Source organism: Kitasatospora sp. NPDC034023 (assembly GCF_055575795.1).
The window spans coordinates 20,552-46,473 of record NZ_JBVIRY010000042.1 but is presented as its reverse complement, the minus strand read 5'-3'; the positions used below and the strand labels follow the sequence as shown (position 1 = coordinate 46,473).

Here is a 25,922-nt window from a genome sequence, read left to right as displayed (position 1 = left end):
CGGGTAAGTGAGCAGCGAACCGCTCGGCCAGTACGGCGCCCAGTACGCCCAGCCGTACGTGCACCAGCGCCGCACCTACCTGATCGGCAAGGCCCGCCCGAACGCGCCGATCGGCCGGAACCGGGAGTCCGGCGAGATCATACTGATCATCTTCGGGGCCTTCCTCGGGATGCTCTGGGGCCTGCTGATGCCGATTCTGCCGTTGCGGATCGGCGGTCTGATCGGTCTGCCGCTGCTCGCCATCGCGGCGGTGTACGTGCCGTACCGCAGGCGGACGTTCTACAAGTGGGTGGAGATCAACCGCACCTACCGCCGGACGGTCCGCAGCGGGCGGGCGGTGTGGCGCTCGGACGTGATGGACGCGGGTACCCGGCTGGACGGCCGGGAGGTGGAGGTCGGCCCGCCGCCCGGAGTGGGGCGGTTGCGCTGGCTGACCGCGCCGTTCGGGCCGGACGAGGTCGGGGTGCTGATGCACCTGGAGCGGCGGACGGTGACGGCCGCGATCGAGATCGAGGGCCCGGGTGTCGGGCTGCGCGACTCGGAGGACCAGGAGGCCCTGGTCGACCGGTTCGGGACGCTGCTGAAGCACGTCGCCAACGGGGACGGCTTCGTGACCCGGCTGCAGATCCTGGCCCGGACCCTGCCGGCCGACCCGGACGCGCACGCCAAGGACGTCGAGCGGCGCGGCGACCACGACGCGCCGCGCTGGCTGCAGGAGTCGTACGACCAGCTGCAGTCGATGGTGTCGACGTCGTCCGAGCAGCACCGGGCGTACCTGGTGGCCTGCATGCACTACACCCGTGACCTGGCCGCCGAGGCGCACGCGATGGGCCGTACGGCGACCGGTCGGCGGGCCCGGGACGACGAGGGGCTGGCGGCCGTGATGGCGCGCGAGCTGACCGACATCTGCGCCCGGCTGGCCGAGGCGGACATCCGGGTGCGCCAGCCGTTGGGCCAGGCCCGGCTCTCCTCGCTGCTGCACTCGATGTACGACCCGGACCACCCGATCGACCACATCCAGGCGATGTCCCGGCGCAACGCCTGGCCGGCCGAGCTGGACGCGACCCACCCGCAGTACCTGCAGGCGAAGACCCGCGAGTCGGCGACCCGGGAGCCGTGGTGCCACGCCACCGCGTGGATCAAGGAGTGGCCGCTCACCCCGGTGGGCGTCAACTTCCTGGCGCCGTTGCTGGTGCACACCCCGGACGTGATCCGGACGGTCGCGGTGACGATGGACCTGGAGCCCACGGACGTCGCGATCGAGCGGATGCTGACCGAGAAGACCAACGACGAGGCGGAGGCCAGCCGCGCCGCCAAGATGAACCGGACGGTCGACCCGCGCGACCTGGCCCACACCGGCCGGGTGGACCAGCGCGGCGACGACCTGGCCTCCGGTGCGGCCGGGGTGAACCTGGTCGGCTACATCACGGTCTCCTCGCGCAACCCCGACGCGCTGGCCCGTGACAAGCGGACCATCCGGGCCTCGGCCGGCAAGAGCTACCTCAAGCTGGAGTGGTGCGACCGCGAGCACCACCGGGCCTTCGTCAACACCCTTCCGTTCGCCACCGGCATCCGCCGCTGAGCATGCCGCACGCCGCACACCCGCACGCCGCACACCCGCACGCCGCACAGCCGCTCGCCCGTACGTCCGCACCCGTCCACCGCTGACCCATCAGGAGGCCGCCCATGGCGCTCGGCAACCTCACCGACGCCTTCACCAGCCTGATGTTCGGCAAGGTGGAGACCACCCGCCTGCCGGTGCGCACCTCCACCGGCCAGGCGCAGGCGGTCTACCTGCCCACCGCCGCGCCCGGGCTGGGCGACTCGGGCGTGATCATCGGCCGCGAGGTGTACAGCGGCAAGGGGTACGTGTACGACCCCTTCCAGCTGTACGGGCAGCAGCTGCCGGCCCCGCACTGGCTGGTGCTCGGCGAGTCCGGCAACGGCAAGTCGGCGCTGGAGAAGACCTACGTGCTGCGGCAGTTGAGGTTCCGTGACCGCCAGGTCGTGGTGCTGGACGCGCAGGGCGAGGACGGCGTCGGCGAGTGGAACCTGATCGCGAACGCCCTGGGCATAAAGCCGGTCCGGCTGGACCCGATGGCCGCCCGGGACGGCGGGGTGAAGCTCAACCCGCTGGACCCGGCGATCACCCAGACCGGTCAGCTGTCGCTGTTGCGCACCATCGTCGAGGTGGCGATGGGGCGCGGGCTGGAGGAGCGGGCGGGCTTCGCGCTGAAGGCCGCGCACGCCCACGTGGTGGCGTCGGTGACGGGTCGACAGCCGGTGCTGGACGACATCATCGACACCCTGCGCAACCCCGACCTGTCCTCGGTGGAGTCGCTGGGCGTGGGGGTGGACGAGGTGCAGTCCTGGGGCCTGGACGTGGCGCTGGTGCTGGACCGGCTGGTCGACGGCGACCTGCGCGGCATGTTCGACGGGTCGACCACCGAGGGCATCGACCTGGACGCGCCGCTGATCGTCTTCGACCTCTCGCACATCGACCGCAACTCGATCGCGATGCCGATCCTGATGGCGATCGTCGGGGTGTGGCTGGAGCACACCTGGATCCGGCCGGACCGGAAGAAGCGCATCTTCCTGGTCGAGGAGGCCTGGCACATCATCAACAGCCCGTTCGTGGCCCAGCTGTTCCAGCGGCTGCTGAAGTTCGGCCGTCGGCTCGGGCTGTCCTTCGTCGCGGTGGTGCACCACCTGTCGGACGTGGTGGACGGCGCGGCGGCCAAGGAGGCGTCGGCGATCCTGAAGATGGCCTCGACCCGGACGATCTACATGCAGAAGGCCGAGGAGGCGCGGGCCACCGGCCGGGTGCTGGGCCTGCCGCGGTGGGCGGTGGAGATCATCCCCACACTTTCGCCGGGCATCGCGGTCTGGGACGTCAACGGCAACGTCCAGGTGGTCAAACACATCATCACCGAGGCCGAGCGGCCGCTGGTGTACACCGACCGCGCGATGACCGAGGACGCGGTGGCCGAACGGGTCCGCGCAGAGCGCCAGTTGGCCTCCGAGCCGGGGGTCTGACGGCGGCATCTCCGCGGCCTCCGCGCGCGGCGGACGGCGATGGTTCGTCAGGAGGTAATCCTCTCGTTACGTTCGATGTCCTGACAGCTACGCGCGTTGACCCTAGGCTTCACAGGCGCAACACATGCCCGTACGCCGATGCTGTCCACAGCCGGTGCTCCTCCGAGGTGCAGGGGAACCCCTCATGCTCACCGTCAGATCCCGACGGACGGCGCTCGCCGTCGTCGCCGCCGCAGGTCTGCTCGGCACAGTGGTCGTGCCGACGGCCGCCCAGGCCGCCGACGCCAACGCCAAGCGTCACAAGACCGTCAACCTCCAGCTGCTGGCGATCAACGACTTCCACGGCAACCTGGAGCCCCCGGCCGGCTCGTCCGGCACGATCAAGGAGATCGACCCGGCCACCGGCAAGGAGGTCGCCACCCCGGCCGGCGGCATCGAGTACCTGGCCACCGAGCTGCGCAAGGCCCGGATCCCGGCCGATGACTCGATCACCGTCGCGGCCGGCGACATCGTCGGCGCCAGCCCGCTCACCTCGGCGCTCTTCCACGACGAGCCGACCATCGAGGCGATGGACAAGCTCGGCCTGGACGTCACCTCCGTGGGCAACCACGAGTTCGACGAGGGCGCGCAGGAACTGCTGCGGATGCAGGAGGGCGGCTGCCACCCGACCGACGGCTGCTACGAGCCCGGCCGCACCTTCAAGGGCGCCAACTTCAACTACCTGTCGGCGAACGTCACCGACGAGAAGACCGGCAAGCCGCTGCTGGCCCCGTACTGGATCACCAAGTCCCAGGGCGTGAAGGTCGGCTTCATCGGCGTCACCCTGGAGGGCACGCCGAACATCGTGACCGCCGAGGGCGTCAAGGGCCTGAAGTTCGCCAACGAGGTCACCACGATCAACAAGTACGCCGCCGAGCTCAAGGCCAAGGGCGTCAACTCGATCGTCGCGCTGATCCACGAGGGCGGCTACCCGGCCAGCAGCGTCTACAACTACGACTGCGGCGCGGCCGGGCAGGGCATCTCCGGCCCGATCGTCGACATCGCGAAGAAGATCGACCCCGCGGTCGGCGCCATCGTCACCGGCCACACCCACAACGCGTACGCCTGCAGCATCCCCGACCCCAACGGCGTTCCGCGCTCGGTGACCAGTGCCGCCTCCTTCGGCCGGCTCTTCACCGAGATCGACATGAAGCTGGACAAGACCACCGGCGAGATCGTGCGGCCCTCGGTCAAGGCCGAGAACCACGTGGTGCGCCGCACGGTCGAGAAGGCGCCCGACATGACGGCGCTGGTCGACCACTACCAGAAGCTGGCCGCCCCGATCGCCAACCGCCCGGTCGGCTACATCTCCGCGGACGTCAACGGCCGCGGCAGCAGCGACCTGGAGAAGCCGCTCGGTGACGTGATCGCCGACGCGCAGCTGGCCGGACTGGCCCCGGCCGACAAGGGCGGCGCGCAGGTCGCCTTCATGAACCCGGGCGGTATCCGCTCCGACCTGGTCTACAAGGCCTCGGGCGGCGAGGGCGACGGCGTGGTGACCTACGGCGAGGCGTTCACCGTCCAGCCGTTCACCAACATGATGCAGGTCAAGACCCTGACCGGCGCCCAGCTGATCCAGCTGCTCCAGCAGCAGGTCAGCGGCCTCAACGTCGCCGCGCCCAAGATCCTCCAGGGGTCGAAGAACCTCAACTACACCCTGGACATGCGCAAGACCGGCGCGGACCGGGTGCTCGTGGACTCGATCCGGCTGAACGGCGCGCCGGTCGACCCGGCCGCCAAGTACCGCGTCGCGGCCAACGAGTTCCTGGCCGGCGGCGGCGACGGCTTCCCGGCCTTCGCGGCCGGCACCGACAAGCTCGTCGGCGCCTCCGACCTGGACGTCTTCACCGCCTACCTGGGCGCCCACAGCTCGGCGAGCGCGCCGCTGCAGGCCCCGGCGCAGGACCGGATCAAGGTCATCGGCCCGGGCAGCGACATCGACTGACCGTGAGCCGGCTGGGGCCCTGTGCCCCGGGGACGGGCGGGGCGCTGTCGGGGCGCCCCGCCCGTCCTGTTTTCCGCCCCGTCACTCCGGGGCGCTATTCCGGGACGGGCCCGCCCGGCAGACGGACCGTGGCCAGCGCGCCCGGACCGCCGTCCGTGGCCGGACCGAGCGTGACCTCGCCGCCCGCCTCCCGGACGCTCTGCGCGACGATCGACAACCCGAGGCCCGAGCCCGGCAGCTGACGCGAGGACGGCGAGCGCCAGAACCGGTCGAAGACGTACTGGAGCTCATCGGCCGGGATGCCCGGGCCGTGGTCGCGGACGGTCAGCACGCCCCGCTGGAGCCGGACGTCGATGGTCCCGCCCGGCGGGCTGTACTTGACCGCGTTGTCCAGCAGGTTGATCACCGCCCGCTCCAGCCCGGCCGCGTCGGCGTGCACGTACCAGGGCTCGGCACTCGTCTCGAAGACCAGCCCCGGGCCGCGCAGCTTCGCCCGCTCGATGGCCCGCCCGGCGATCTCGTGCACGGCGACGACGGTGAGGTTCGGGCCCGCCTTCGGGGAGTCGGGGCGGGAGAGCTGCAGCAGATCGCCGATCAGGACGGTCAGCTCCTGCATCTGCGCCTTCATGTTGCCGAGCAGTTTGGTCTTGGTGGCGGGGGGCAGCGGCCGGCCGGTGTCGTTGCTGCGGATCAGCAGGTCGACATTGGTGCGCAGGGACGTGAGCGGCGTACGGAGCTCGTGTCCGGCGTCGGCGATCAGCCGGGTCTGCCGCTCGCGGGAGTTGGCGAGGGCGGTGCTCATGGAGTTGAACGAGGTGGAGAGGCGGGCGATCTCGTCGTCCCCGTGCACCGGGATGGTGGTGCCGACCTCCTCGGTCCGGGCGATGTGCTCGACGGCGTCGGTGAGTTGGTCGACCGGCTTGAGGGCGGAACGGGCGACCAGACGGCCGGCGAGGGCGGCGAGGAGGATGCCGCCGACGGAGACGGAGCCGAGGAGGATGCCGAGGCCCTGAAGGGAGTCCTCGACGGGCTGGGTGGGCGCGGCGACCATGACCAGGACCGGCCCGAAGTTGGCACTGCGTGCGGTCGAAAGCCGGACGAGTGCCGGGTCACCGTTGGTGTACTGCCCCTCTCTGATGATCGACTGGCCGGGCTTGAGGTGGAGCGCCGAAGCGTCACCGGGCTTGAGGTCGATGGCCCGGGTGGCATTGGCTGGTAGGCAGACCTGGGGCGGGTTGCTCAGCACGTACTGGGTGTCCCTGGAAATGGGGCCGTTTGCTTCCGGACTGCTGGAAGCTGCGGCAAGAGCGTCTTCCGGGGTAGCCGGGCACGGGATGTTGAGCGTCACTCTAGGGGGCAGGGGCGCGTTCACCAGGTCCGTCCGGACCTGGTTGTACAGCTGCTTCTCCACGATGAACCAGCACGCCAGGGCCGACAGCGCGATGGCCACCGCGACCGCCGCCGCGCTCAGGAAGGTGAGGCGGCTGCGGAGGGAGCGGGAGCGGAGCCAGTGGACGAGGCGGCGCCGGCGGCCGGGGGTGCGGGGCGGCGCCAGGGGCGGGGGCGGAACGGTTGTCACGCGCCGGCGCCGGTTGCCGGGCGCAGGGCGTAGCCGACGCCGCGCACGGTCTGGATCAGGCGGGGCATGCCGCCTTGCTCGGTCTTGCGGCGCAGGTACATCACGTAGACGTCCAGGGAGTTGGAGGAGGGCTCGAAGTCGAAGCCCCAGACCGCTTTGAGGATCTGTTCGCGGGTGAGGACCTGTCGGGGGTGGGAGAGGAACATCTCCAGCAGCATGAACTCGGTGCGGGTGAGTTCGATCGGCTTGCCGGCCCGGGTGACCTCGCGGGTGGCGGTGTTCATGCGCAGGTCGGCGAAGGTGAGCACCTCGCTGTCGTCCTCGGCGGCGGCGCGGGCGGCGGCCTCGGCGGCGAGGGCGTTGCGGCGCAGCAGGGCGCGGACGCGGGCGAGCAGTTCGTCGAGTTCGAAGGGCTTGGCGAGGTAGTCGTCGGCCCCGACGTCGAGGCCGGTGACGCGGTCGCCGACGGCGTCGCGGGCGGTGAGCATGAGCACCGGGACGGTGTCGCCGCGTGAGCGCATCCGGCGGACGGCGGTGAGGCCGTCCATTCGGGGCATCATGATGTCCAGCAGGACGAGGTCGGGCCGGTCGCGTTCGACGGATTCCAGGGCTTCGTAGCCGTCGGTGGCGGTGGCGACCTCGTAGCCCTCGAAGGCGAGGCTGCTCTCCAGGGCGTCCCGGAGGGCGGGTTCGTCGTCGACCACGAGGAGCCGGGCGGCGGGGTGGCCGGGCTCGGCGGGGGTGCGGTCGTCGGCGGACGGGGTCATGGGCGGGTGCCCTTTCTCGTCGGGTGGAGGGCCTGCTGGGGCCAATTGTCCGTCGTAGGGATTGTGGCTTACAGGTTCTGGCCGGCTTCGATCTTCGGCAGGACCTGCTTGATGTTGTCGATCGGGATGGCGAAGCCGAGGCCGACGCTGCCGGCCGTGCCGCCGCCGGCGGTGGAGCTGGTGCCGTTCGGGGCGTACATCGCCGAGTTGATGCCGATGACCTGGCCGTTGGCGTTGATCAGCGGGCCGCCGGAGTTGCCGGGGTTGAGGGCGGCGTCGGTCTGGAAGGCCTTGTAGGTGGTGGTGCTGCCGTTGTTCGACTGGGGCTGGGTGCCGCGCAGGCCGGGCAGGCTGGGGAAGCCGAAGCCGCCGTTGCCGCTGGTGCTGCCCTCGTCGAGCTGGACGGTGACGTCGCGGTTCTCGGCGCTGATGATGCCGGAGGTGACGGTGCCGGTGAGGCCGTCGGGGTTGCCGATGGCGACGACCGGGTCGCCGACGGCCATGGTGGAGGAGTCGCCGAGGACGGCGGGGGCGAGGTTCTTGGCGCCGGTCGCGGTGATCACGGCGACGTCGAGGGACTTGTCGGTGCCGGTGACGGTGGCCTGGGTGGTGGAGCCGTCCTTGAAGGTGACGGTGATCCGGCCGCCGCCGGCCGCGGTGTCGATCACGTGGTAGTTGGTGAGGATCCGGCCGTCCTTGTCCAGGACGACGCCGGTGCCGGTGGCGGTGCCGTTGCCGTTCTTGACGGTGATCTGGACGACGCTGGGCGAGACGGCGGCGGCGATGGCCGGCACGTTGGCGCTGCCGTCGCTGCGGGCGGAGACCGGGCTGGCGATGGTGCCGACGTGGGTGTCGGAGGACTGCCGGTCGGCGGCGACCACTCCGCCGGTGACCCCGCCGATGACGGCGGCGGCCGCGGCGACGGCGGTCACCAGGGCGAGTCGGCCGCGCAGCAGGCCGCGCCGGGCCCGGCTGCCGCGGCCGCCGTGGCCCTCGGGGGAGTCGGGGCCGAGGACGGTGGGCGGCTCGGGCGGCATGGGCGGGGGAGGAGGCGGTCCGTCGAAGCCGCTGCCGGAGTGGTCCTCGCGGTAGGCGTACCCGGCCGGGCCGGTGCTGCCCGCGGTGCCGCCGCCGAGCACGGTGCCCTCGACCCGGGGCTCGTACGGGCTGTGGGGGTCGCTGGGGTGCTGCTGCTGTTCGCTCATGCCGACCAAGCTCCGCCTGGTGGATGAGGACTGGATGAGAACCGGCTCAGAGGGCGGAAAGAAGCCCGTTGGGTTCTCATAAAGCCAGGTCAGGCGGCCTTCGGAGTGGAGTCGGCGATTCCGGTTCGGCCGGTTGCCCGGTCCGGCTCGCCGTTCCGTCCGCTACTCCGCCGCGGGGCGGCCGGGTGCGGCCCCGTCGCAGCCGCAGGAGCGGCGGATGACCAGGCGGGACGGGAACTTGCGGACCCGCTCGGTGTCCGAGCCGGGCACCATCAGCGAGTCGTCCAGCACCAGGTCCACGGCGGCCCGGGCCATCGCGTCGCGGTCGGAGGCGACGGTGGTCAGCGGCGGGTCGGCGAGCGCGGCTTCCGGCACGTCGTCGAAGCCGGCCACCGCGAGGTCCTCCGGGACGCGCAGGCCGACCTCGCGGGCGGCCCGCAGCACGCCGATGGCCTGGTCGTCGGTGGAGCAGAAGATCGCCCGCGGCCGGTCCGGTGAGCGCAGCACGCCGAGGGCGACCTCGTACGCGCCGTAGCGGTGGAAGGGCGCGTCGATCAGGTGCGGTTCGGCGGGGATGCCGTGCGCGTCCATGGCGCGCTGCCAGCCCTCGACGTGGTCGATGACCGGGTCGCCGGGGGCGGGGGACTCGACCGGGCCGCCGAAGCAGGCGACGTACGGGTGTCCGTGCACCTCCAGCAGGTGGCGGACGACGGCCTCGGCGCCGCCCACGTCGTCGGTGACCACCGCGACGTCGTCGATCGCCTCGGGCCGGCGGTGCAGCAGCACGACCTTGGCGCCCTCCATCGCGGCGAACTCCTCCGCGGCGCGCTGCGAGGGGCCCTGGCTGACCAGGATCAGGCCGGAGACGCGCATGCCGAGGAAGGCGCGGACGTAGTGGACCTCGCGGTCGTCCACGTAGTCGGAGTTGCCGATCAGCACGAGCTTGCCGCGCTCGGAGGCGGCCCGTTCGACGGCGTGGGCCATCTCGGCGAAGAAGGGCTGGCGGGCGTCCGGGACGACCATGCCGATCAGGTTGGTCCGGCGGGAGGCCATCGCCTGGGCGACGCTGTTCGGCCGGTAGCCGAGCTGCTCGATCGCCGCGAGCACCTTCTCCCGGGTCGCGGGCGCGACCGGGCGCGGCCCGTTGTTGATGACGTAGCTGACGACCGCGGTCGAGGTACCAGCCAGTCGGGCTACATCGTCGCGCGTCACTTTGGCCACGAGGGGAGTCTACGCGTGTGGTCTCCGGGGCGGCAGTGGGACCTGGGGCCGCTGCCGGGTGGACGGCGGGCGGCTCCGGGATGAACCGGACAAGCCGGGCGGGGGACGGCCCGCCCGGCCGCGTCTCACGCCTCCAGGGGGGCGGCGGGGCGCTGGGCGAGCTCCGGCCGCTCGCCCTTCTCGGGCTTCTCCGGGACGACGAAGCGGTAGCCGACGTTGCGCACGGTGCCGATCAGCTGCTCGTTCTCCACGCCGAGCTTGGCGCGCAGTCGCCGGACGTGGACGTCCACCGTCCGGGTGCCGCCGAAGTAGTCGTAGCCCCAGACCTCCTGCAGCAGCTGGGCCCGGGTGAAGACCCGGCCGGGGTGCTGGGCGAGGTACTTGAGCAGCTCGAACTCCTTGAAGGTGAGGTCGAGCGCCCGGCCCTTGAGCTTCGCGGAGTAGGTGGCCTCGTCGACCGAGAGGTCGCCGTTGCGGATCTCCATCGGGCTGTCGTCGGTGACGACCTGGAGGCGGCCCAGCGCGAGCCGCAGCCGGGCCTCGACCTCGGCCGGGCCGGCGGTGTCCAGCAGGACGTCGTCGATGCCCCACTCGGCGGTGACGGCGGCCAGGCCGCCCTCGGTGACCACCAGGATCAGCGGGCAGCCGATGCCGGTGGAGCGCAGCAGCTGGCACAGGCTGCGGATCTGCGGCAGGTCGCGTCGGCCGTCGACCAGGATGACGTCCGCGCTGGGGGTGTCCACCAGGGCCGAGCCCTCGGCGGGGGCCACCCGGACGTTGTGCAGCAGCAGGCCGAGGGCAGGCAGTACCTCGGCGGAAGGTTGCAGTGCGTTGGTGAGAAGGAGGAGAGAACTCATACCCGGTGGTCCCCTTTCCGGGTCGTCGCGGTCGCGTTACGGCTGCCGCCACAGCCGGATGGCGCACGTGCTGAGGGGGAGGAGGGGCGGACGGGCGCCTGGGGCGTACCGGGGGAGCGGACGGCGCGCAGGGCGTAGTGGCGGACCCGCCGGGGGTCCCGCAACCCCTGGCGCACCGTTTCTGCCCTGTTCATCACCGTGAACCTCCGGTCTGGTCCGGTCCCGGGCGGCGGCCCGGTGCCCGGTGGCGACGTCCCGGCCGGCCGCGGCACGTCGTTGTGCCGCGACGGACGGGGCGGTTCCCGCGGTCCGCCGGGGGTGGGCCGACGAATCGCAAGAACGTCCGTACTGGCGTCCTGAAAGCACAAAAGGACCCGGGGGCGACTCTGCCCGGATCCCTCTTGGTGGTCGAGAATAGCCGACCTCCCCCCGCATCGGGAGTGCCCGAATCCGGCGGTACCCCCATTTCGGGCGTACGCCGGGTGAGCCTGGACACAGCTTCGAGCGCCGCTCCGCACCCGCGGGCCAGGGCGATTGCCCGTCGTGGCGGCGGACACGCCATCATGGGACGCACATCGGCGGCGCCGCGCGGGTCCATCGTTCGGGTGGTCGGGCGGCCGCCCCGGTGGCGAGCCGGACCGGGGCACCGGGGCCGGGCGAGGACGACGAGAAGGGGTGGCCCGATGGGCGCGACCACCGAGCCCGCGAGCGGCGCCCGGGTGCGCGGGACGATCCGCTACTGGGCGGCGGCGAAGTCCGAGGCCGGGCTGGCCGAGGAGCCGTACGAGGCGGCGACCCTGGCGGAGGCGCTGACGGCGGCCAAGGAGCGGCACGCCGACAAGCCGAAGCTCGTCCGGCTGCTCGGGCACTGCTCGTACCTGGTCGACGGCGCCCAGGTGGGCGGCCGGGACCACACGACCGTCGCCCTGACCGAGGGCGGGACGGTCGAGGTCCTCCCGCCGTTCGCGGGAGGCTGAGCGGCGTGACGGACATGAACAACCCGAACCCCGGTGGCTACGGCGCATGGCAACAGCAGCCGCAGCAGCCCCAGCAACCGCAACAGCCCCAGCAACCGCAACAGCCCCAGCAACCGCAACAGCCCCAGCAACCGCAACAGCCCCAGCAACCGCAACAGCCCCAGCCGCCCCAGGCTCCGCAGGGGTACCCGCAGCACGCGCAGCAGCCGGGGCAGCAGCCGCCGTACGGCTATCCGGTGGACGACGCGGCGGCGACCGCGGTGCTGCCGGCGGTGCCGGCCTTCGACGACGGTGCGGCGACGACGCTGCTGCCGCCCGTGCCGCCGATGAACGACGCCGCGGCCACCACGCTGCTGCCGCCGGTGGTGGTCTCCGGTGCGATGCCGGTCGCGCCGCCGCAGCACCTCGGACAGGCTCCGGCGCAGCACCAACGCCGGCACCAGCGGCAGCAGTCGGCCCAGCCCCCGCAGCCGGGGCAGCAGCCGCCGCCCGCCCGGGCTCGGGCCCGGCACGCGGCCCCGGCGCCGCAGCCCGCCGCCGTGCAGCAGCAGGCGGCGGAGGCCTTCGACCCGCCGACCATGACGCTCAAGCGCCCGGACGCCCCCGGCCAGGCAGGCCCGGTGGGTCCGACGGGCCAGGCCGGCCTGGTGGGCGCCCCCGTCCTGCCGCCGTTCGCGGCCGTCCCGGCGCAGCCCGCACCGCCTACCGGCCCACACGGCCGGACCGGTTCGCCGATCATCGACCCGGGCCTCCAGCCGGCCCTGATCACGGCCGGCGTGGCCGCGCTGCTGGCCGGCGGTGCCGCGCTCGGGCAGGTGGCACTGGCCCTGGTGGTGGCGCTGCTGCAGCTGCTGACGGCGGCCGGCTGGTTCCGGCTGAACGGTATGTGGCCGGCCCGCCAGGGCATCCTGCTCGCCGCGCTGTCCGGGTTCACCGCGGACGTGGCGCTGCTGCTGGCGGACTCCGACGGCGGTGTGGCGGCCGTGGTGGGCACCCTGGGCGGGTTCTTCCTGCTGGTCCTGGTGCTGCAGACGTTCCGTCCGTCGGACCCGAAGGAGCGGTTCTACGCGCTGACCGTGCTGGGTTCGGCCACCGTGGTGACGGCCCTGTGCACCACGCTGCTGCTGGCCGACTGGGTGCCCGCCGGGGTGGGCGCGGTCGCGCTGGCCACCCTGCTGGCCGCGGCGCCACTGCCCGGCCCGAAGCAGCTCGGCCCGGTCCTGGGTCTGGCGGCGGCCGTGGCGCTGGGGCTGCTGGTGGGTGCGCCGGTGGCGCTCGGTGCGCTCGCCGGGCTGGGGGCGCTGGTCGGCCGCCGGGTCGCGGCGTACGACTTCCCGTCCCGCTTCGTGCACATGACGGCGGGCGTGGCGCTGCCGCTGGCGGTGGCCGCGCCGCTGATCTGGATGGCCACCGACCTGTTGGTCTGATCCGCCGCGCGCCGACGCCTCCCTTCGCCGACGCCCCCCTTCCCACCGACGTCCCGTCCCGGAACCATGCTCCGGGGCGGGACGTCGTACGGTCGTGCGGGAGCGGCCGCGTCCGGCGGCCCTCACAGGACAGCGAACGACAGCGAACGACCACAGCGAACGACCACAACGGCGACCGGCGACGACGGGGGACACGATGCGCGGATGGCTGAAGGCCACGATCGGCCTGGTGGTGCTCTCGGGCCTCCTGGTGGGCGCCGACCGGATCGCGGTCGGCGTGGCCGAGGACGAGGCGGCCGACCGGATCGTGAAGAGCGGCCGGATGAGCCAGCGGCCGGACGTCTCGATCGAGGGCTTCCCGTTCCTCACCCAGGTGCTGTCGATGAAGCTGGACGACGTCCGGATCTCCGCCGACGGCTTGACCGTCGGCGACGGCAGCCACCAGGTGGCGCTGCACTCGTTCAAGGCCAAGCTCTCCGGCGTCAAGGTGAGCGACAGCATGAACAACGCCACGGTGGACAGCGGCACCGGCAGCGGGGTGATCTCGTACCCGGACCTCGCGCAGCTGCTGCCGCCGGCCTCCCAGCTGCTGCACGGCACCAAGCTGCCGGTGGGCAGCAACTCCCGGCTGAGCCTGTCGTACGGCGGGCCGGGCAAGGTCAAGGCCTCGCTGGGGCCGATCGCGGTCGGTGAGGGCACCGTGCACAACGACGGGAACACCGTCACGGTGGACGGCTTCCGGCTGAGCTCCCTGGCGGGGATGCTGGCCGGGGTCACCAACCAGCAGATCGAGCCGATGAGCTTCACCCTGGACACGCTGCCGGCCGGGCTGAAGCTCGCCGCCAAGGACGGCGACAAGGACGGTGTGACGCCGCTGCCGGAGGGCCTCCAGCTGACCTTCGACGGCAAGGGCGTCAAGCTCCTCGGCTGAGTCCCGCGCCGTCGGCCCGCACCCGGCGTGCCGGGCCTGTTCTTCGTACCGCCGAAACGTTCCGCTCCGCGAGACGCGCTGTCCAGCGCGGACCGCGGAGCGGTGGCGTTTCCGCCCGTTGTGCGCTGCCGAGGGGCGGCCCGATCGGGCCCGGCGGCCCGACCGGAGGCCAAATCTCGTAATGCGGCTGTTTTGGTCTCAATATTCGATACGCTGGTGACAGCGGGCCGTCGGTGTCCCTAGCATCGTCGGCATGAAGCGACAGACGGACCTCACGAAGCGGCGGGCGGTAGACCTGTGCCGCGTGGCCGCCTGTCTGTGTCGAATGCGCTGACTCGGCATCCCGGCAGGGCAGTTGAAGCCCGCCGTCGATCTCCCCGGTGACTTTTCCGGCCGTCCTCGCGGGCCGGCGCCGACGTACTCCGCAGTTTCCTGCCCGGCCGCACCGGTCCACCCGTCCTGTCCCAGTATTCGGACAGGAATTCGGACAAGGATTCGGATCGCATCCGCCCGGGTGCCTCTGCAGCACTCCTGAGCAGCACCTTCCGCCAACCGCCCTCGGATGGAGAACATCACCATGAGCCGCAGTGACGTCCTGGTCGACGCCGACTGGGTCCAGGCCCACCTGGACGACCCGAAGGTCGTCATCGTCGAGGTCGACGAGGACACTTCCGCGTACGACAAGAACCACATCCGCAACGCCGTCCGGATCGACTGGAAGAAGGACCTCCAGGACCCGGTCCGCCGCGACTTCATCGACCAGGCCGGCTTCGAGGCGCTGCTCAGCGCCAAGGGCATCGCCAACGACGACACCGTCGTCCTGTACGGCGGCAACAACAACTGGTTCGCCTCGTACGCCTACTGGTACTTCAAGCTGTACGGCCACGGCGATGTCCGCCTGCTGGACGGCGGCCGCAAGAAGTGGGAGCTGGACTCCCGCGACCTCGTCTCCGAGGTGCCGGCCCGCCCCGCCACCGCGTACACGGCGCAGGCCGCCGACTCGTCGATCCGCGCCTTCCGCGACGACGTGATCGCCGCCATCGGCACCCTGAACCTGGTCGACGTCCGCTCGCCCGACGAGTTCTCCGGCAAGCTGCTCGCCCCGGCCCACCTCCCGCAGGAGCAGTCGCAGCGCCCCGGCCACGTGCCGAGCGCCCGCAACATCCCGTGGGCCAAGAACGCCAACGACGACGGCACCTTCAAGAGCGACGACGAGCTCACGGCGCTGTACCAGGCCGAGGGCATCGACCTGGCGAAGGACACCATCGCCTACTGCCGCATCGGCGAGCGCTCCGCGCTCACCTGGTTCGTGCTGCACGAGCTGCTCGGCCAGGAGAACGTCAAGAACTACGACGGCTCGTGGACCGAGTACGGCAGCCTGGTCGGCGTGCCGATCGAGCTCGGCAGCAACTGAGCCTCCGGCTCCACCCGTAAGTCAGAAGGGAAGTACAGACATGTGCGGTGCGAAGGCCGGCGGCCCGGACCTGGCAGGAGTTGACGTGGCGAACGAGACGATCATCCAGGGTTCGGTGACCCGCGACGGTGAGCCGGTCAACGGCTACGTGCGGCTGTTGGACGAGGGCGGTGAGTTCACGGCCGAGGTGCCCACCTCGGCGACCGGCCAGTTCCGGTTCTTCGCCCGCCCGGGCAAGTGGACCCTGCGCGCGCTGGTGCCGGGCCAGACCGTGGACCGCCAGGTGGTGGCCTCGCAGGGCATCGCCGTCGAGGTCGCGATCGCGGTCTGACCGCGTCGGAACCGGCGTAGGTGAACCGGCGCACGTGAAGCGGTACGCGAACCGGCGCACGTGAACCGGAGTGCGACACCCCGAGGGCCCCTGCCGAGCAGGGGCCCTCGGTCGTACCGTGGAGGGGTGCAGACGAGGCGGCGGCGTCGCTACTACTTCGCCATGATGGGCGTGTGCCTGGGCCTGTTCGTCCTGGCCTGGGGCGTGGTGCGGTTCTTCTCGGTCGGCGCGGCGATCGGCATGTGCGTGGTCGCGATGGTGATCCCGCCGGCCGCCGCGGTGTTCGCCAACAAGCGGGACCCGGACGACGACTGGTGGAACGACCCGCGCTGGGACGACCCGAAGTGGGACGACCCCGGCCACGACCGGGACCACCCCGACCACGAGCAGCGCCCGTGAGCCGTCAGTAGACGAGCGCCTGGACGCCGTCCGCCATGATCTCGCTGACGAAGACCTGCGCGCCCGCGATCCGGACGCCCTTGACGGTGTCCTTCTGCTCGATCCCGCGCCGGGCCGCGCACTGGGTGCAGAGCGTCACAGAGCCGGCCGCCAGGATCGACTCCAGCAGGTCCGGCAGCGGCGCGGCGTGCGGCAGTTCGAACTCCGCCGCCCGGTCGGGCAGGGCGAACCAGGAGGACTCCCCGGTCAGCCAGAGCGAGACGTCGATCCCGCTGGCGACGGCCACCGCCGCCACCGTGAACGCCTGCGAGCACCGCTCCGGCGCGTCCGCCCCTGCGGTGACCTTGATGACGAGTTTCTTCGACATGGCGCCACCTTAGAGGTCGCGCCGCCCCCGCCGTCCGTCATCCCCGGAAACCCTTGGGCAAAGCTTGAGCGGCGTGGTAGCAGCGGCGCGAACGGCGACGTGGTGGGGCTCACCGCGACCGGCCGTGGCCCGACGGATAGAGTGAGCGGAGCAAAATCCACCACACTGTCGCCGCCTGGGAGCCCCCCGTGTCCGGTCTGGAAATGTTCTTCGACGGTCTGCTGGCCCTCATGGCCGTGCTGATCACCTGGTTCGCCATCTTCTCGGTGATGAAGCTGTACCAGGGCCAGCGCTGAGGCTGCCGTACGGTTGAGGCAGCCCCACACCGACGACGACAGCGACCAGGAACATGATCGAGATCCCCTCAGACCTCCACAAGGACGTCGTGCCGCTCGCCTTCCTCCTCGGAACCTGGGAGGGCGCGGGCGTCTACGACTTCCCCGGCGCGGAGAAGTGCAACTTCGGCCAGGAGATCGTGATCCGTCACGACGGCCGACCCTTCCTGGAGTTCCGCTCCCGCACCTGGGTGCTGGACGGCGAGGGCGAGAAGGTTCGCCCGCTGGAGAACGAGCACGCGTTCTGGCGCATCACGAGCAACACCGACGGCACCAGCGGCGCCCGCGGGATCGAGATCTCCTCCGTCCGTGACGACGGCACGGTCGAGATCTGGTACGGCGAGCTGGCCGACGGCAAGCCCCAGATCGATGTCTCCACCGACGCGGTGGCCCGGATCGAGGGCTCGCCGGAGTACTCGGGCGGCAAGCGGCTGTACGGCTTCGTCAACGGCGAGCTGCTCTGGGTCGGCGAGAAGGCCGCCCCGAACGTGCCGCTGCGCCCGTACATGTCCGCGCAGCTGAAGAAGGTGCTCAGCCCGGCGCAGCTGATCAAGGACATCAACGACCTGCCGGACGACGGCATCGCCTTCTTCAAGTAGGCACAGCTCGAGCAGGCACAGCTCGAGCAGGCACGGTTCAGGTAACAGCACAGTCCTGCACGAGGTAGGGACCGGCCCGAGGCCGGTCCCTACACTTGCATCAGGACCCCCGACCTTGGCAGGGACAGCAACCGTGGCGGACACCGGCACCACCGACTGGCAGCTCTCCGGCGACTGGCACCTCTCCGACGACTGGAAGACCGACCTGCGCGAACGCGGCTACCGCCTCACCCCGCAGCGGCAGCTCGTGCTGGAGGCCGTCGACGAGCTCGACCACGCCACCCCCGACGACATCCTCTGCCACGTCCGGCGGACCGCCAGCGGCATCAACATCTCCACCGTCTACCGGACGCTGGAGCTGCTGGAGGAGCTGGGCCTGGTCTCGCACGCCCATCTCGGCCACGGCGCCCCGACCTACCACCTGGCCGGCCGCCACCACCACCTGCACCTGGTCTGCCGGGACTGCGAGAAGGTCACCGAGACCGACACCGAGATCGCCCAGCCGCTGATCGACAGCCTGCGCGCGCAGCACGGCTTCGACACCGACCTCAAGCATTTCGCCATCTTCGGCCGCTGCGCCGACTGCACCGCCAAGCTCGCCGGGGACCGGTCGTAAGCTGGCCGGTATGACCGGTGTGAAGAGCCCGCTGCTTGCCCTGCCCGGAGCCGTCCCCGCCGAGGGGGCCGACGAAGGCGTCGCCGCCCACTACGGCGACATCTTCCGAGAGCAACGCCACCTCTCGCAGGGCACCGGCTTCGTCGACCTCTCGCACCGGGGGGTGGTCACCGTCACCGGCGCGGACCGCCTCACCTGGCTGCACCTACTGCTCACCCAGCACGTCAGCGAGCTGCCGCCGCAGCAGGCCGCCGAGGCGCTGGTGCTCTCCCCGAACGGGCACGTCGAGCACGCGCTCTACCTGGTGGACGACGGCACCACCACCTGGGCGCACGTCGAGCCGGGCACCCAGGGCGCGCTGGTCGCCTACCTGGAGAGCATGAAGTTCTTCTACCGGGTGGAGGTCGCCGACGCGACCGCCGAGTACGCCGTGGTCCACCTGCCGGCCGGCTCCACCGCCTCCGTCGAGGATGCCGCCGCCGTCCGCGAACTCCCGTACGGGCGCGACCTGTTCGTGCCGCGCGCCGACCTGGAGAAGCTCACCGCCGGATACGGCCCGGCGGCCGGGATCTGGGCTTACGAGGCGCTGCGGATCGAGGGCCACCGGCCCCGGCTCGGATTCGAGACCGACCACCGGACCATCCCGCACGAGGTGGACTGGCTGCGCACCGCCGTCCACCTGCAGAAGGGCTGCTACCGCGGCCAGGAGACCGTCGCCCGGGTGCACAACCTGGGCCGCCCGCCGCGCCGGCTGGTCTTCCTGCACCTGGACGGCACCGAGGAGTCGCTGCCCCCGCACGGCACCGAGGTGCGGCTGGCCACGGACCCGGACGGGCGGTCGCTGGGCTTCGTGACCTCCTCGGCCCGGCACCACGAGTTGGGGCCGATCGCGCTGGCGATCGTCAAGCGGAACGTCCCGGTGGACGCGGTGTTGCTGGCCGGGACGGTGCCGGGCACCCAGGACGTGATCGTCCCTCAGTAGGCCGGACCGGGAGCCGGACCCGGCTCGGACCTCGACGCCTCAGACCTCGACGAGGACGGTGAACGGGCCGTCGTTCACCAGCGCCACCTGCATGTCGGCGCCGAACCGGCCCGTCTCCACCTTGGCGCCCAGCTCGCGCAGTCGGGCGACCACCTCGTCCACCAGCGGCTCGGCGACCGGGCCGGGGGCGGCGGCGTTCCAGGTGGGGCGGCGGCCCTTGCGGGCGTCGCCGTAGAGGGTGAACTGACTGATCACCAGCAGTGGGGCGCCGAGGTCCGAGCAGCTCTGCTCGACGCCCTCCTCGTTCGCCGGGAGCAGCCGCAACGTCCAGAGCTTGCGGGCCAGTTGGGCGGCCTTGGCGGGGGTGTCGTCGTGGGTGACGCCGACCAGGACGCAGAGCCCGGGCCCCTCGATCGCGCCGACGGTCTCACCGGCCACGGTCACCCGGGCCTCGGTCACTCGCTGCACCACTGCTCGCATGCCGCCATTGTGCCGGAGGACCGTACGGCCGCCGGAGGGCCCCCGGCGCGGCCCGATACGGCCTGCGCCGGGCACCCCGCGCTCCGCTCGTTGCTGAGCGCCCCCGCGCGCGCTGCCGGGGCCGCCTCGCTCGGCGCTCGCCCCCGCCCCCGCTTCCGCTCGCGTCCGCCCGCATGCCCGCCGCCCGCCGTGGCCGCATCCCCCACATGCGTCACAGGGGTCGTCCCAGGGCGCACACGAGGGGCGTGTACGGGGATGGCGCACGCCGTGAGGTGAGCGCCTGCGCGGGGCCGGGCGCCACTCTTCCTGCGGAAAGGGTTGGTCATATCAGCCACCCCCGTTCGCCAGGGGGCCGTTCGGGTGCACGGGCGGTGCGCGCGCGCCGGGCGGGGTGGCACGCTGGTGGACCGTACGAAGGGTCCGGGGCGCCATGAGGTCCGCCGCGCCGGGCCCGGGTTCGGCCGGACGGTCGAGCCGGTAGGTCAGGCGTTCTGGCGGTGTCGCCCCGACGGGTGGTTGCGGCCGGGGAGCGGAACCTCCGGGGGTCTCCCGGGCGTGCCGACGAACGGAACGCCGAGCCCGTCGGGGGACGGGTCGGACCGGCGGCAGGGACGGGGTGCCGCGAGCGGGCGGGATCGGACGACGTCAGGTGGTTGGGTGATGGACGCGAGCAGCGCGGCGCGGGACCGGTCCGGTCCGGTGGTGCGGGCCCCCGAGGGCCCGCACGGTCCGGTGGCGGGCGCGGAGGGCGAGCCCGATCTGGAGCGGCTGGGCCTGGATCAGCTGCGGGTGCTGCGCCGGGAGACCCTGGAGCAGGAGGCCGACCTGTCCTACCTGCGGCGGCTGCTGCACGGGCGGATGGACATCCTGCGCGCCGAGCTCGACCGGCGCCCCGGCGTGGGCCCGGTCCGGGCGGTCGGTGTGTCCGGCCCCGACCTGGTCTCCGGCGACCTGCTGGACCGGCTCCCGGCCATCCTGACCGACGCGCCCTCCACGGTGCGGCGCTCGGCCCGGCACGTCACCCTCGGCCCGCCGAGCACCCGGGAGTCCGGCCTGGAGGCGGACGCGCTGATGGGAGACGTCCAGCTGGCCGACCTGGCCGCGCACCCGGCCGAGGAGTTGCTGGCCGCCCTGGAGCGGCTGCGGGCGCACGAGCGGGAGGTGTCCGGGCGGCGCCAGCGGCTGCTGCGCACGGCCGACGGTTGCAATGCCGAGATCACCCGCAGGTACCGTGATGGGGAAGCACGGGTCGACGACCTGCTCGCAGGGGGGCCGCTCTGACCGGGTGAGTCGCTGCGGGCGGGTGTGGGCCCGGGTTCGTTCCCGGCTCACCCTCGCCCCGGAAGGCTCAACCCCGATGTCCCAGCTCGCCACCGTGCCCGTGCTCGCCGAGGTCATACGATCCGGCTTCGTCGAGGGCCACCACCACGGTTCCCTGGTGCTGCTCGCCGCCGACGGCTCGGTCGAGTTCGCGCTGGGCGATCCGGACGCGCCGGTCTTCCCGCGGTCGACCGCCAAGCCGTTCCAGGCGGTGGCCACGCTGCGGGCCGGGCTGGCGTTGGAGGGCGAGCTGCTGGCGCTGGCGGCCTCCAGTCACTCCGCAGAATCGTTTCACCTCGCCGGTGTGCGGGCCATCCTCGGCTCCGCCGGGCTCGACGAGGCGGCCCTGCGCACCCCGGCCGACCTGCCGCTGGACGAGACCGAGGCCGAGCTGCTGCTCGGCTCCGGCGGCCACCGCGCCCCGATCCTGATGGACTGCTCCGGCAAGCACGCCGGCTGGCTCGCCGCCTGCGTGGCCAACGGCTGGGACACCGCGAGCTACCTCGACCCCGCCCACCCGATCCAGCGGCTGGCCCGCGAGGCCCTGGAGGAGGGCACCGGCGAGACCCCCGCGCACGCCGGCGTCGACGGCTGCGGAGCCCCGCTGCTTGCCGTCACCCTGACCGGCCTGGCCCGCGGCTACCGCGGCCTGGTGCTGGCCGCCACGGCGACCGCGCCGCGCCGGGTGGCCGACGCGATGCGCGCCCACCCCGAGTACGTGGCCGGCACCCGCCGGGCCGACACCTGGCTGATGCGGGCGATCCCGGGCGCACTGTCCAAGATGGGCGCCGAGGCCGTCCAGGTCGTGGCGCTGCCGGACGGGCGGGCGCTGGCCTTCAAGATCGACGACGGCGGCGAGCGCGCCCGCGGCCCGGTCCTGGCGGCCGCCCTGCGCCGGCTCGGGGTGACCGGAGCGGACGAGACCGTCGAGCGGATCGGCACGGTCCCCCTGCTCGGCGGTGGCGCACCGGTCGGGCAGGTGCGGGCGGTGTTCTAGGCCCTCGTCGGGCGGCCGCCGGCCGTTGCTCGGGGTGCGGTCGGCGCGGGGGCGGTGCACGGTGGACCGGGGGCCGTCGCACAGCTGAGGGAGTCCGCCATGACCGACCATGTGTACCGGGTGACCGAGATCGTCGGGTCCTCGACCGAGAGCGTCGACGCCGCGATCCGCAACGGGGTGGAGCGGGCGGCCCGGACGCTGCGCAACCTCGACTGGTTCGAGGTGTCGCAGGTCCGGGGGCATCTGGAGGACGGCCGGATCAAGCACTACCAGGTCTGCATCAAGCTCGGCTTCCGGCTGGAGGACTGACCGGCTGCACGACAGAGGTCGCTGCACGAAGGGACCGCCGCACGACAGAGGCCGGGGCCCGCGGACGAATCCGCGAACCCCGGCCCCAGGCTGTCCCGACCTACCTCGAACCACCCTGATCGAACGAGATCGGAACGACGGCTCAGTGGCCGCCCTGCTCCGCCAGGCGCTTGATCGAAGCGGTGACCTCGGCCTCGGCCTCGGCGCGGCCGACCCAGTCGGCGCCCTCGACGGACTTGCCGGGCTCCAGGTCCTTGTAGACCTCGAAGAAGTGCTGGATCTCCAGGCGGTCGAACTCCGACACGTGGTGGATGTCGCGCAGGTGCTCCCAGCGCGGGTCGGTCGCCGGGACGCAGAGCAGCTTGTCGTCGCCGCCGGCCTCGTCGGTCATGTGGAACATGCCGATGGCGCGGCACTTGATGAGGCAGCCCGGGAAGGTCGGCTCGTCCAGGATGACCAGGGCGTCCAGCGGGTCGCCGTCCTCGCCGAGCGTGCCCTCGACGTAGCCGTAGTCGGCCGGGTAGCGGGTCGAGGTGAAGAGCATCCGGTCGAGCCGCAGACGACCGGTCTCGTGGTCGACCTCGTACTTGTTACGAGAGCCCTTAGGGATTTCGATAAGGACGTCGAACTCCAACGGTTCCTCCAAGGTAGGGACTGACAGAATCCAAGTGTCTCCTACGGGAGTGAGTGCTTCGGAAAGGGGCCGGTCGGTGGGAGCTGGGGGAGGGGCGGCTCGCCGCCGCAGGGGGACGGCCGCGGGGCTGCTCGGCGTGGCGCTGCTGGTCGCCGGAACGGTGCTGACCCCGGATGGTGCGTATGCGCAGCCATCCCCGACCCCGGGCGGGCACAGCACCGGGCACGGCGAGGGCGACGACCGCGACGGCGGCCGGGACGGCCACGACGCCAAGAAGGACGACCACGGGAAGGGCGTCGCCACGCCCAAGCCGGGTGACAGCCCGAACGCCACGCCCACCCGCCGGTCCGGGCCGCCCGCCGCCGCCCCGACCGCCACCGGCGGCAGCGACTCGCCCGCCGCACGCCCGGTCCCCGCGCCGGGCGCCGTCCTGGCCGCCGCCGAGGACGGCCCGGAAGCCGCCGTCCCCACCACCCAGGGCCTCCAGCAGGCCCTCGTCGCCGCTCTCGCCGACCGCAACCTCGGCGATGTCACCTTCGCCGTCGCGGACGCTGCCGCCGGCCGACTCCTGTACGGCTCCGGGGAGAACACCCCGGCCACCCCCGCCTCCACCACCAAACTGGCCACCTCGATCGCGGCCCTGTCCCTGATCCCCGGCGACACCCGGCTGAGCACCAGGGTGGTCCGCGGCGCCGACCCGGGCACGATCACCCTGGTCGGCGGCGGCGACCCGACGCTCACCGCGCTGCCCGCCGACCAGGTGCAGATCGGCGGACAGCCCGCCGACGCCGACACCGCCCCCGCCTCCCTGGACGCCCTGGCCCGGCAGACCGCCGCCGCCCTCGCGGCCGCCGGCACCACCACGGTCAAGCTGGACTACGACCTGTCGATGTACGCGGGCGACCCGCGGCACAGGAACCACGACGGGCAGAACATCGCCCTGGTCGTCCCGCTGATGCTGGACGAGGCCAAGGTGGACCCGAAGAGCCGGGACGACGCGCCGAACCGCGTCGCCGACCCGGCCGGCGCGGCCGCCGAGGCCTTCGCCGCCCTGCTCAAGGCCCAGGGCGTCACCGTGGAGGGCAAGGCCACGCCCGCCGCCGCCCCGGCCGCCGCCGACGCGCCCGTCCTCGGCCGGGTCGACTCGCCCACGATCGACCGGCTGGTCGAGCGCCTGCTGACCACCTCCGACAACCAGCTCGCCGAGGCGGTCGCCCGCCAGGCCGCCCTCGCCGCCCACCAGTCGGCCAGCTTCGAGGGGGCGGCCGCCGCCGTCACCCAGGAGCTCACCCGGCTCGGCGTGCCGACGGGTGACGTGGTCCTCAACGACGGCAGCGGCCTGCACCTGGGCAATGCGATCCCGCCCGCCGTCCTGGTCCGCCTCCTCTGCCTGGCCGCCTCCGAGCAGCACCCCGCCCTGCGCCCGGTCCTCACCGGCCTCCCGGTCGCCGGCTTCACCGGCACCCTCGGCAAGCGCTACGGCGCCGGCTCCGGCGCCGCCGACGCGGCCGGCCTGATCCGCGCCAAGACCGGCACCCTCAGCGGCGTCAACACCCTCGCCGGCACCGTCGTCGACGCCGACGGCCGCCTCCTCGTCTTCGCCGTCATGACCCGCACCCCCGCCCCCGCCGACACGGCCCGCGCCGCCATGGACCGCATCGCCGCCCGCCTCGCCGGCTGCGGCTGCCACTGACCCGGCCGTCCCCGGCGCCGCCGTGGCCGGTCCGGCATCCGCGGCTGCCGCTGGAGCGCCACGGGTCCCCGGCCGCAGCGGAGTTGGGGTGCCGGTGTGGACGGCGACGATGCGGGGAAGCCGTGTCGCGGGGTGCCGGTGGGGTCGGGGCCGGTGCGGGGAGGTCGTTTCGCGGGATGCCGGGGGAGAGGTGTTCCGTGCGGGTGGCTGCCGTTGGTGGGGGGCAGCACGTACGGTGAGGGCATGACGAGCGCGAGTGGCGGTGCTGACATGGTCGACTGGAACCTCGCGGTCGCAACTGCGACCAGGCTGGTCCGGCCGGGGCCGGAGGTGAGCCGGGCGGAGGCGGCGGCGGTGGTCGCCGAGCTGCGCCGGCACGCCTTGGCGGCGGAGGAGCACGTACGGGCGTTCACCGGTATGCGGTCGTCGAGCCTGGCCCAGGCCGCGGCGACGCCGGTGCTGGTGGTGGACCGCCCCGGGTGGGTGCGGGCCAATGTGGCGGGCTTCCGTACGGTGGTCCAGCCGCTGGTGGAGAAGTTGCAGGCGCGCCGGGCGAACAGCGCGGCGGCCGGGATGCTCGGCACGGTGGGGGAGAAGGCGACCGGCATCGAGGTCGGGGCGCTGCTGGCGTTCCTGGCGACCAAGGTGCTGGGCCAGTACGAGACCTTCGCCCCGGCGGAGCCTTCGCTGGAGGCGCCGGACAGTCCGGCGGCGTTGTTCGACAAGCCGCGGCTGGGGCCGGAGGGCCCCGGGCCGGGCCGGCTGCTACTGGTGGCGCCGAACATCGTGCACGTCGAGCGGGAGCTGGACGTCGATCCGTCCGACTTCCGGCTCTGGGTCTGTCTGCACGAGGAGACGCACCGGACGCAGTTCACGGCGGTGCCGTGGCTGCGTGACCACATCCAGTCCGAGGTGCAGGCCTTCCTCGCGGAGACGGACGTCGACCCGGGCGCGCTGCTGGACCGGTTGCGGGAGGCGGCGGGTTCGCTCGGCGGGCTGCCGGGTGTCGGCGGCCGGGAGGGTTCGTCCTCGTCGAATCTGCTGGAGATCGTCCAGTCGCCCGCGCAGCGCGAGATCCTCGGCCGGTTGACGGCCGTGATGTCGCTGCTGGAGGGCCACGCGGACGTGGTGATGGACGGCGTGGGCCCGGCCGTGGTGCCGACGGTCGCGGAGATCCGGGAGAAGTTCCAGCAGCGCCGGGACCGCGGTGCGAACCGCCTGGACCTGCTGCTGCGCCGGCTGCTGGGCATGGACGCCAAGCTGCGCCAGTACCAGGACGGCGCGGTGTTCGTGCGCGGGGTGGTGGAGCAGGTCGGCATGGAGGGGTTCAACCGGGTGTGGACCTCCCCGAACACCCTGCCGACCAAGGATGAGATCCACGACCCGGCCGCGTGGGTGGCCCGGGTGGCCCGCTGAGCGGCCGCAGCGTGACGCGGACGCGCCGCGAGCCGGGCGGCAAGCG

26 protein-coding genes are annotated in these 25,922 nt (G+C 72.6%); 18 read left to right on the top strand and 8 right to left on the bottom strand.

Going from position 1 to position 25,922, the window contains the following annotated elements; genetic code table 11:
* Nucleotides 1-7: 7 nt before the first annotated feature.
* The 3 genes from ACZ52R_RS37265 (at nt 8) to ACZ52R_RS37255 (ending at nt 5,020) form a co-directional block, all read left to right on the top strand.
* Nucleotides 8-1,582, top strand: a complete 1,575-nt coding sequence (locus ACZ52R_RS37265; RefSeq protein ID WP_360506876.1) for an SCO6880 family protein — start codon at nt 8-10, stop codon at nt 1,580-1,582.
* Between the two features lie 104 nt (nt 1,583-1,686).
* Nucleotides 1,687-3,036 (top strand): ATP-binding protein, encoded by a 1,350-nt coding sequence (locus ACZ52R_RS37260; protein WP_360506873.1) that lies wholly within the window; start codon nt 1,687-1,689, stop codon nt 3,034-3,036.
* Nucleotides 3,037-3,220: 184 nt separating this feature from the next.
* Entirely contained in the window at nt 3,221-5,020 is a 1,800-nt protein-coding gene (locus ACZ52R_RS37255) for a bifunctional metallophosphatase/5'-nucleotidase (protein ID WP_465625512.1), read from the top strand.
* Nucleotides 5,021-5,114: 94 nt separating this feature from the next.
* Here ACZ52R_RS37255 and ACZ52R_RS37250 read toward each other — a convergent pair whose 3' ends face one another.
* The 5 genes from ACZ52R_RS37250 to ACZ52R_RS37230 all read right to left on the bottom strand — a co-directional run bounded on the left by ACZ52R_RS37250 (nt 5,115) and on the right by ACZ52R_RS37230 (nt 10,649).
* The gene (locus tag ACZ52R_RS37250) at nt 5,115-6,599 is read right to left on the bottom strand and encodes a HAMP domain-containing sensor histidine kinase (protein ID WP_465625513.1); all 1,485 of its coding nucleotides are present in this window, start codon (nt 6,597-6,599) and stop codon (nt 5,115-5,117) included.
* Nucleotides 6,596-7,366: a response regulator transcription factor gene (locus ACZ52R_RS37245; protein WP_360506865.1), complete on the bottom strand. Its 771-nt coding sequence runs from the start codon at nt 7,364-7,366 to the stop codon at nt 6,596-6,598. The genes ACZ52R_RS37250 and ACZ52R_RS37245 overlap by 4 nt, the downstream gene beginning before the upstream one ends.
* 68 nt (nt 7,367-7,434) lie before the next feature.
* Complete coding sequence (locus tag ACZ52R_RS37240; protein ID WP_465755007.1) at nt 7,435-8,571, bottom strand: S1C family serine protease; 1,137 nt, start codon at nt 8,569-8,571, stop codon at nt 7,435-7,437.
* Nucleotides 8,572-8,733: 162 nt separating this feature from the next.
* Nucleotides 8,734-9,792, bottom strand: a complete 1,059-nt coding sequence (locus ACZ52R_RS37235) for a LacI family DNA-binding transcriptional regulator (protein ID WP_360506859.1) — start codon at nt 9,790-9,792, stop codon at nt 8,734-8,736.
* Between the two features lie 125 nt (nt 9,793-9,917).
* Nucleotides 9,918-10,649 (bottom strand): response regulator transcription factor, encoded by a 732-nt coding sequence (locus ACZ52R_RS37230; protein WP_360506856.1) that lies wholly within the window; start codon nt 10,647-10,649, stop codon nt 9,918-9,920.
* Nucleotides 10,650-11,332: 683 nt separating this feature from the next.
* Between ACZ52R_RS37230 and ACZ52R_RS37225 the strand changes: the two genes are divergently transcribed.
* From ACZ52R_RS37225 to ACZ52R_RS37195, 7 genes are all read left to right on the top strand, one after another.
* Nucleotides 11,333-11,626 carry a MoaD/ThiS family protein gene (locus tag ACZ52R_RS37225; RefSeq protein WP_360506853.1) on the top strand — a complete coding sequence of 98 codons (294 nt, stop codon included), beginning with the start codon at nt 11,333-11,335 and terminating at the stop codon, nt 11,624-11,626.
* Between the two features lie 5 nt (nt 11,627-11,631).
* Nucleotides 11,632-13,053: a hypothetical protein gene (locus tag ACZ52R_RS37220; protein WP_465625517.1), complete on the top strand. Its 1,422-nt coding sequence runs from the start codon at nt 11,632-11,634 to the stop codon at nt 13,051-13,053.
* Nucleotides 13,054-13,249: 196 nt separating this feature from the next.
* Nucleotides 13,250-13,984: an LmeA family phospholipid-binding protein gene (locus tag ACZ52R_RS37215; RefSeq protein WP_360506847.1), complete on the top strand. Its 735-nt coding sequence runs from the start codon at nt 13,250-13,252 to the stop codon at nt 13,982-13,984.
* Between the two features lie 253 nt (nt 13,985-14,237).
* Nucleotides 14,238-14,318, top strand: coding sequence for an Ms5788A family Cys-rich leader peptide (locus tag ACZ52R_RS37210; protein WP_350517234.1), 81 nt, complete (start codon nt 14,238-14,240; stop codon nt 14,316-14,318).
* 243 nt (nt 14,319-14,561) lie between these two features.
* Nucleotides 14,562-15,398, top strand: a complete 837-nt coding sequence (locus ACZ52R_RS37205; RefSeq protein WP_360506844.1) for a sulfurtransferase — start codon at nt 14,562-14,564, stop codon at nt 15,396-15,398.
* A 40-nt stretch (nt 15,399-15,438) separates the two neighbouring features.
* Nucleotides 15,439-15,729 carry a DUF1416 domain-containing protein gene (locus tag ACZ52R_RS37200; RefSeq protein WP_360506841.1) on the top strand — a complete coding sequence of 97 codons (291 nt, stop codon included), beginning with the start codon at nt 15,439-15,441 and terminating at the stop codon, nt 15,727-15,729.
* A gap of 126 nt (nt 15,730-15,855) precedes the next feature.
* Complete coding sequence (locus ACZ52R_RS37195; protein ID WP_360506838.1) at nt 15,856-16,128, top strand: DUF3099 domain-containing protein; 273 nt, start codon at nt 15,856-15,858, stop codon at nt 16,126-16,128.
* A 4-nt stretch (nt 16,129-16,132) separates the two neighbouring features.
* Here the strand turns inward: ACZ52R_RS37195 and ACZ52R_RS37190 are convergent, their stop codons facing one another.
* Nucleotides 16,133-16,495 (bottom strand): DsrE family protein, encoded by a 363-nt coding sequence (locus tag ACZ52R_RS37190; RefSeq protein WP_360506835.1) that lies wholly within the window; start codon nt 16,493-16,495, stop codon nt 16,133-16,135.
* Nucleotides 16,496-16,844: 349 nt separating this feature from the next.
* Between ACZ52R_RS37190 and ACZ52R_RS37185 the strand changes: the two genes are divergently transcribed.
* From ACZ52R_RS37185 to ygfZ, 3 genes are all read left to right on the top strand, one after another.
* On the top strand, nt 16,845-17,429 hold the full coding sequence (locus ACZ52R_RS37185; protein ID WP_360506832.1) for a heme-binding beta-barrel domain-containing protein: 585 nt from the start codon (nt 16,845-16,847) through the stop codon (nt 17,427-17,429).
* A 133-nt stretch (nt 17,430-17,562) separates the two neighbouring features.
* The gene (locus tag ACZ52R_RS37180) at nt 17,563-18,045 is read left to right on the top strand and encodes a Fur family transcriptional regulator (protein ID WP_360506932.1); all 483 of its coding nucleotides are present in this window, start codon (nt 17,563-17,565) and stop codon (nt 18,043-18,045) included.
* Between the two features lie 19 nt (nt 18,046-18,064).
* The gene (ygfZ, locus tag ACZ52R_RS37175; RefSeq protein WP_465625539.1) at nt 18,065-19,027 is read left to right on the top strand and encodes a CAF17-like 4Fe-4S cluster assembly/insertion protein YgfZ; all 963 of its coding nucleotides are present in this window, start codon (nt 18,065-18,067) and stop codon (nt 19,025-19,027) included.
* Nucleotides 19,028-19,066: 39 nt separating this feature from the next.
* Here the strand turns inward: ygfZ and dtd are convergent, their stop codons facing one another.
* Entirely contained in the window at nt 19,067-19,507 is a 441-nt protein-coding gene (gene dtd / locus ACZ52R_RS37170; RefSeq protein WP_360506830.1) for a D-aminoacyl-tRNA deacylase, read from the bottom strand.
* 660 nt (nt 19,508-20,167) lie between these two features.
* Between dtd and ACZ52R_RS37165 the strand changes: the two genes are divergently transcribed.
* From ACZ52R_RS37165 to ACZ52R_RS37155, 3 genes are all read left to right on the top strand, one after another.
* The gene (locus ACZ52R_RS37165) at nt 20,168-20,788 is read left to right on the top strand and encodes an RsiG family protein (RefSeq protein WP_465755006.1); all 621 of its coding nucleotides are present in this window, start codon (nt 20,168-20,170) and stop codon (nt 20,786-20,788) included.
* A 76-nt stretch (nt 20,789-20,864) separates the two neighbouring features.
* A complete protein-coding gene (locus ACZ52R_RS37160) occupies nt 20,865-21,824 on the top strand; it encodes an asparaginase (protein WP_465625521.1) in 960 nt (319 codons plus the stop codon).
* 99 nt (nt 21,825-21,923) lie between these two features.
* Entirely contained in the window at nt 21,924-22,133 is a 210-nt protein-coding gene (locus ACZ52R_RS37155; protein ID WP_360506821.1) for a dodecin, read from the top strand.
* 142 nt (nt 22,134-22,275) lie between these two features.
* Here ACZ52R_RS37155 and ACZ52R_RS37150 read toward each other — a convergent pair whose 3' ends face one another.
* On the bottom strand, nt 22,276-22,767 hold the full coding sequence (locus tag ACZ52R_RS37150) for an inorganic diphosphatase (protein ID WP_188300447.1): 492 nt from the start codon (nt 22,765-22,767) through the stop codon (nt 22,276-22,278).
* A gap of 76 nt (nt 22,768-22,843) precedes the next feature.
* Here ACZ52R_RS37150 and dacB point away from each other — a divergent pair, with 76 nt between their 5' ends.
* A complete protein-coding gene (dacB, locus tag ACZ52R_RS37145) occupies nt 22,844-24,460 on the top strand; it encodes a D-alanyl-D-alanine carboxypeptidase/D-alanyl-D-alanine endopeptidase (RefSeq protein ID WP_465625522.1) in 1,617 nt (538 codons plus the stop codon).
* A gap of 243 nt (nt 24,461-24,703) precedes the next feature.
* Complete coding sequence (locus ACZ52R_RS37140; protein WP_465755005.1) at nt 24,704-25,876, top strand: zinc-dependent metalloprotease; 1,173 nt, start codon at nt 24,704-24,706, stop codon at nt 25,874-25,876.
* The last annotated feature ends 46 nt before the right edge of the window (nt 25,877-25,922 follow it).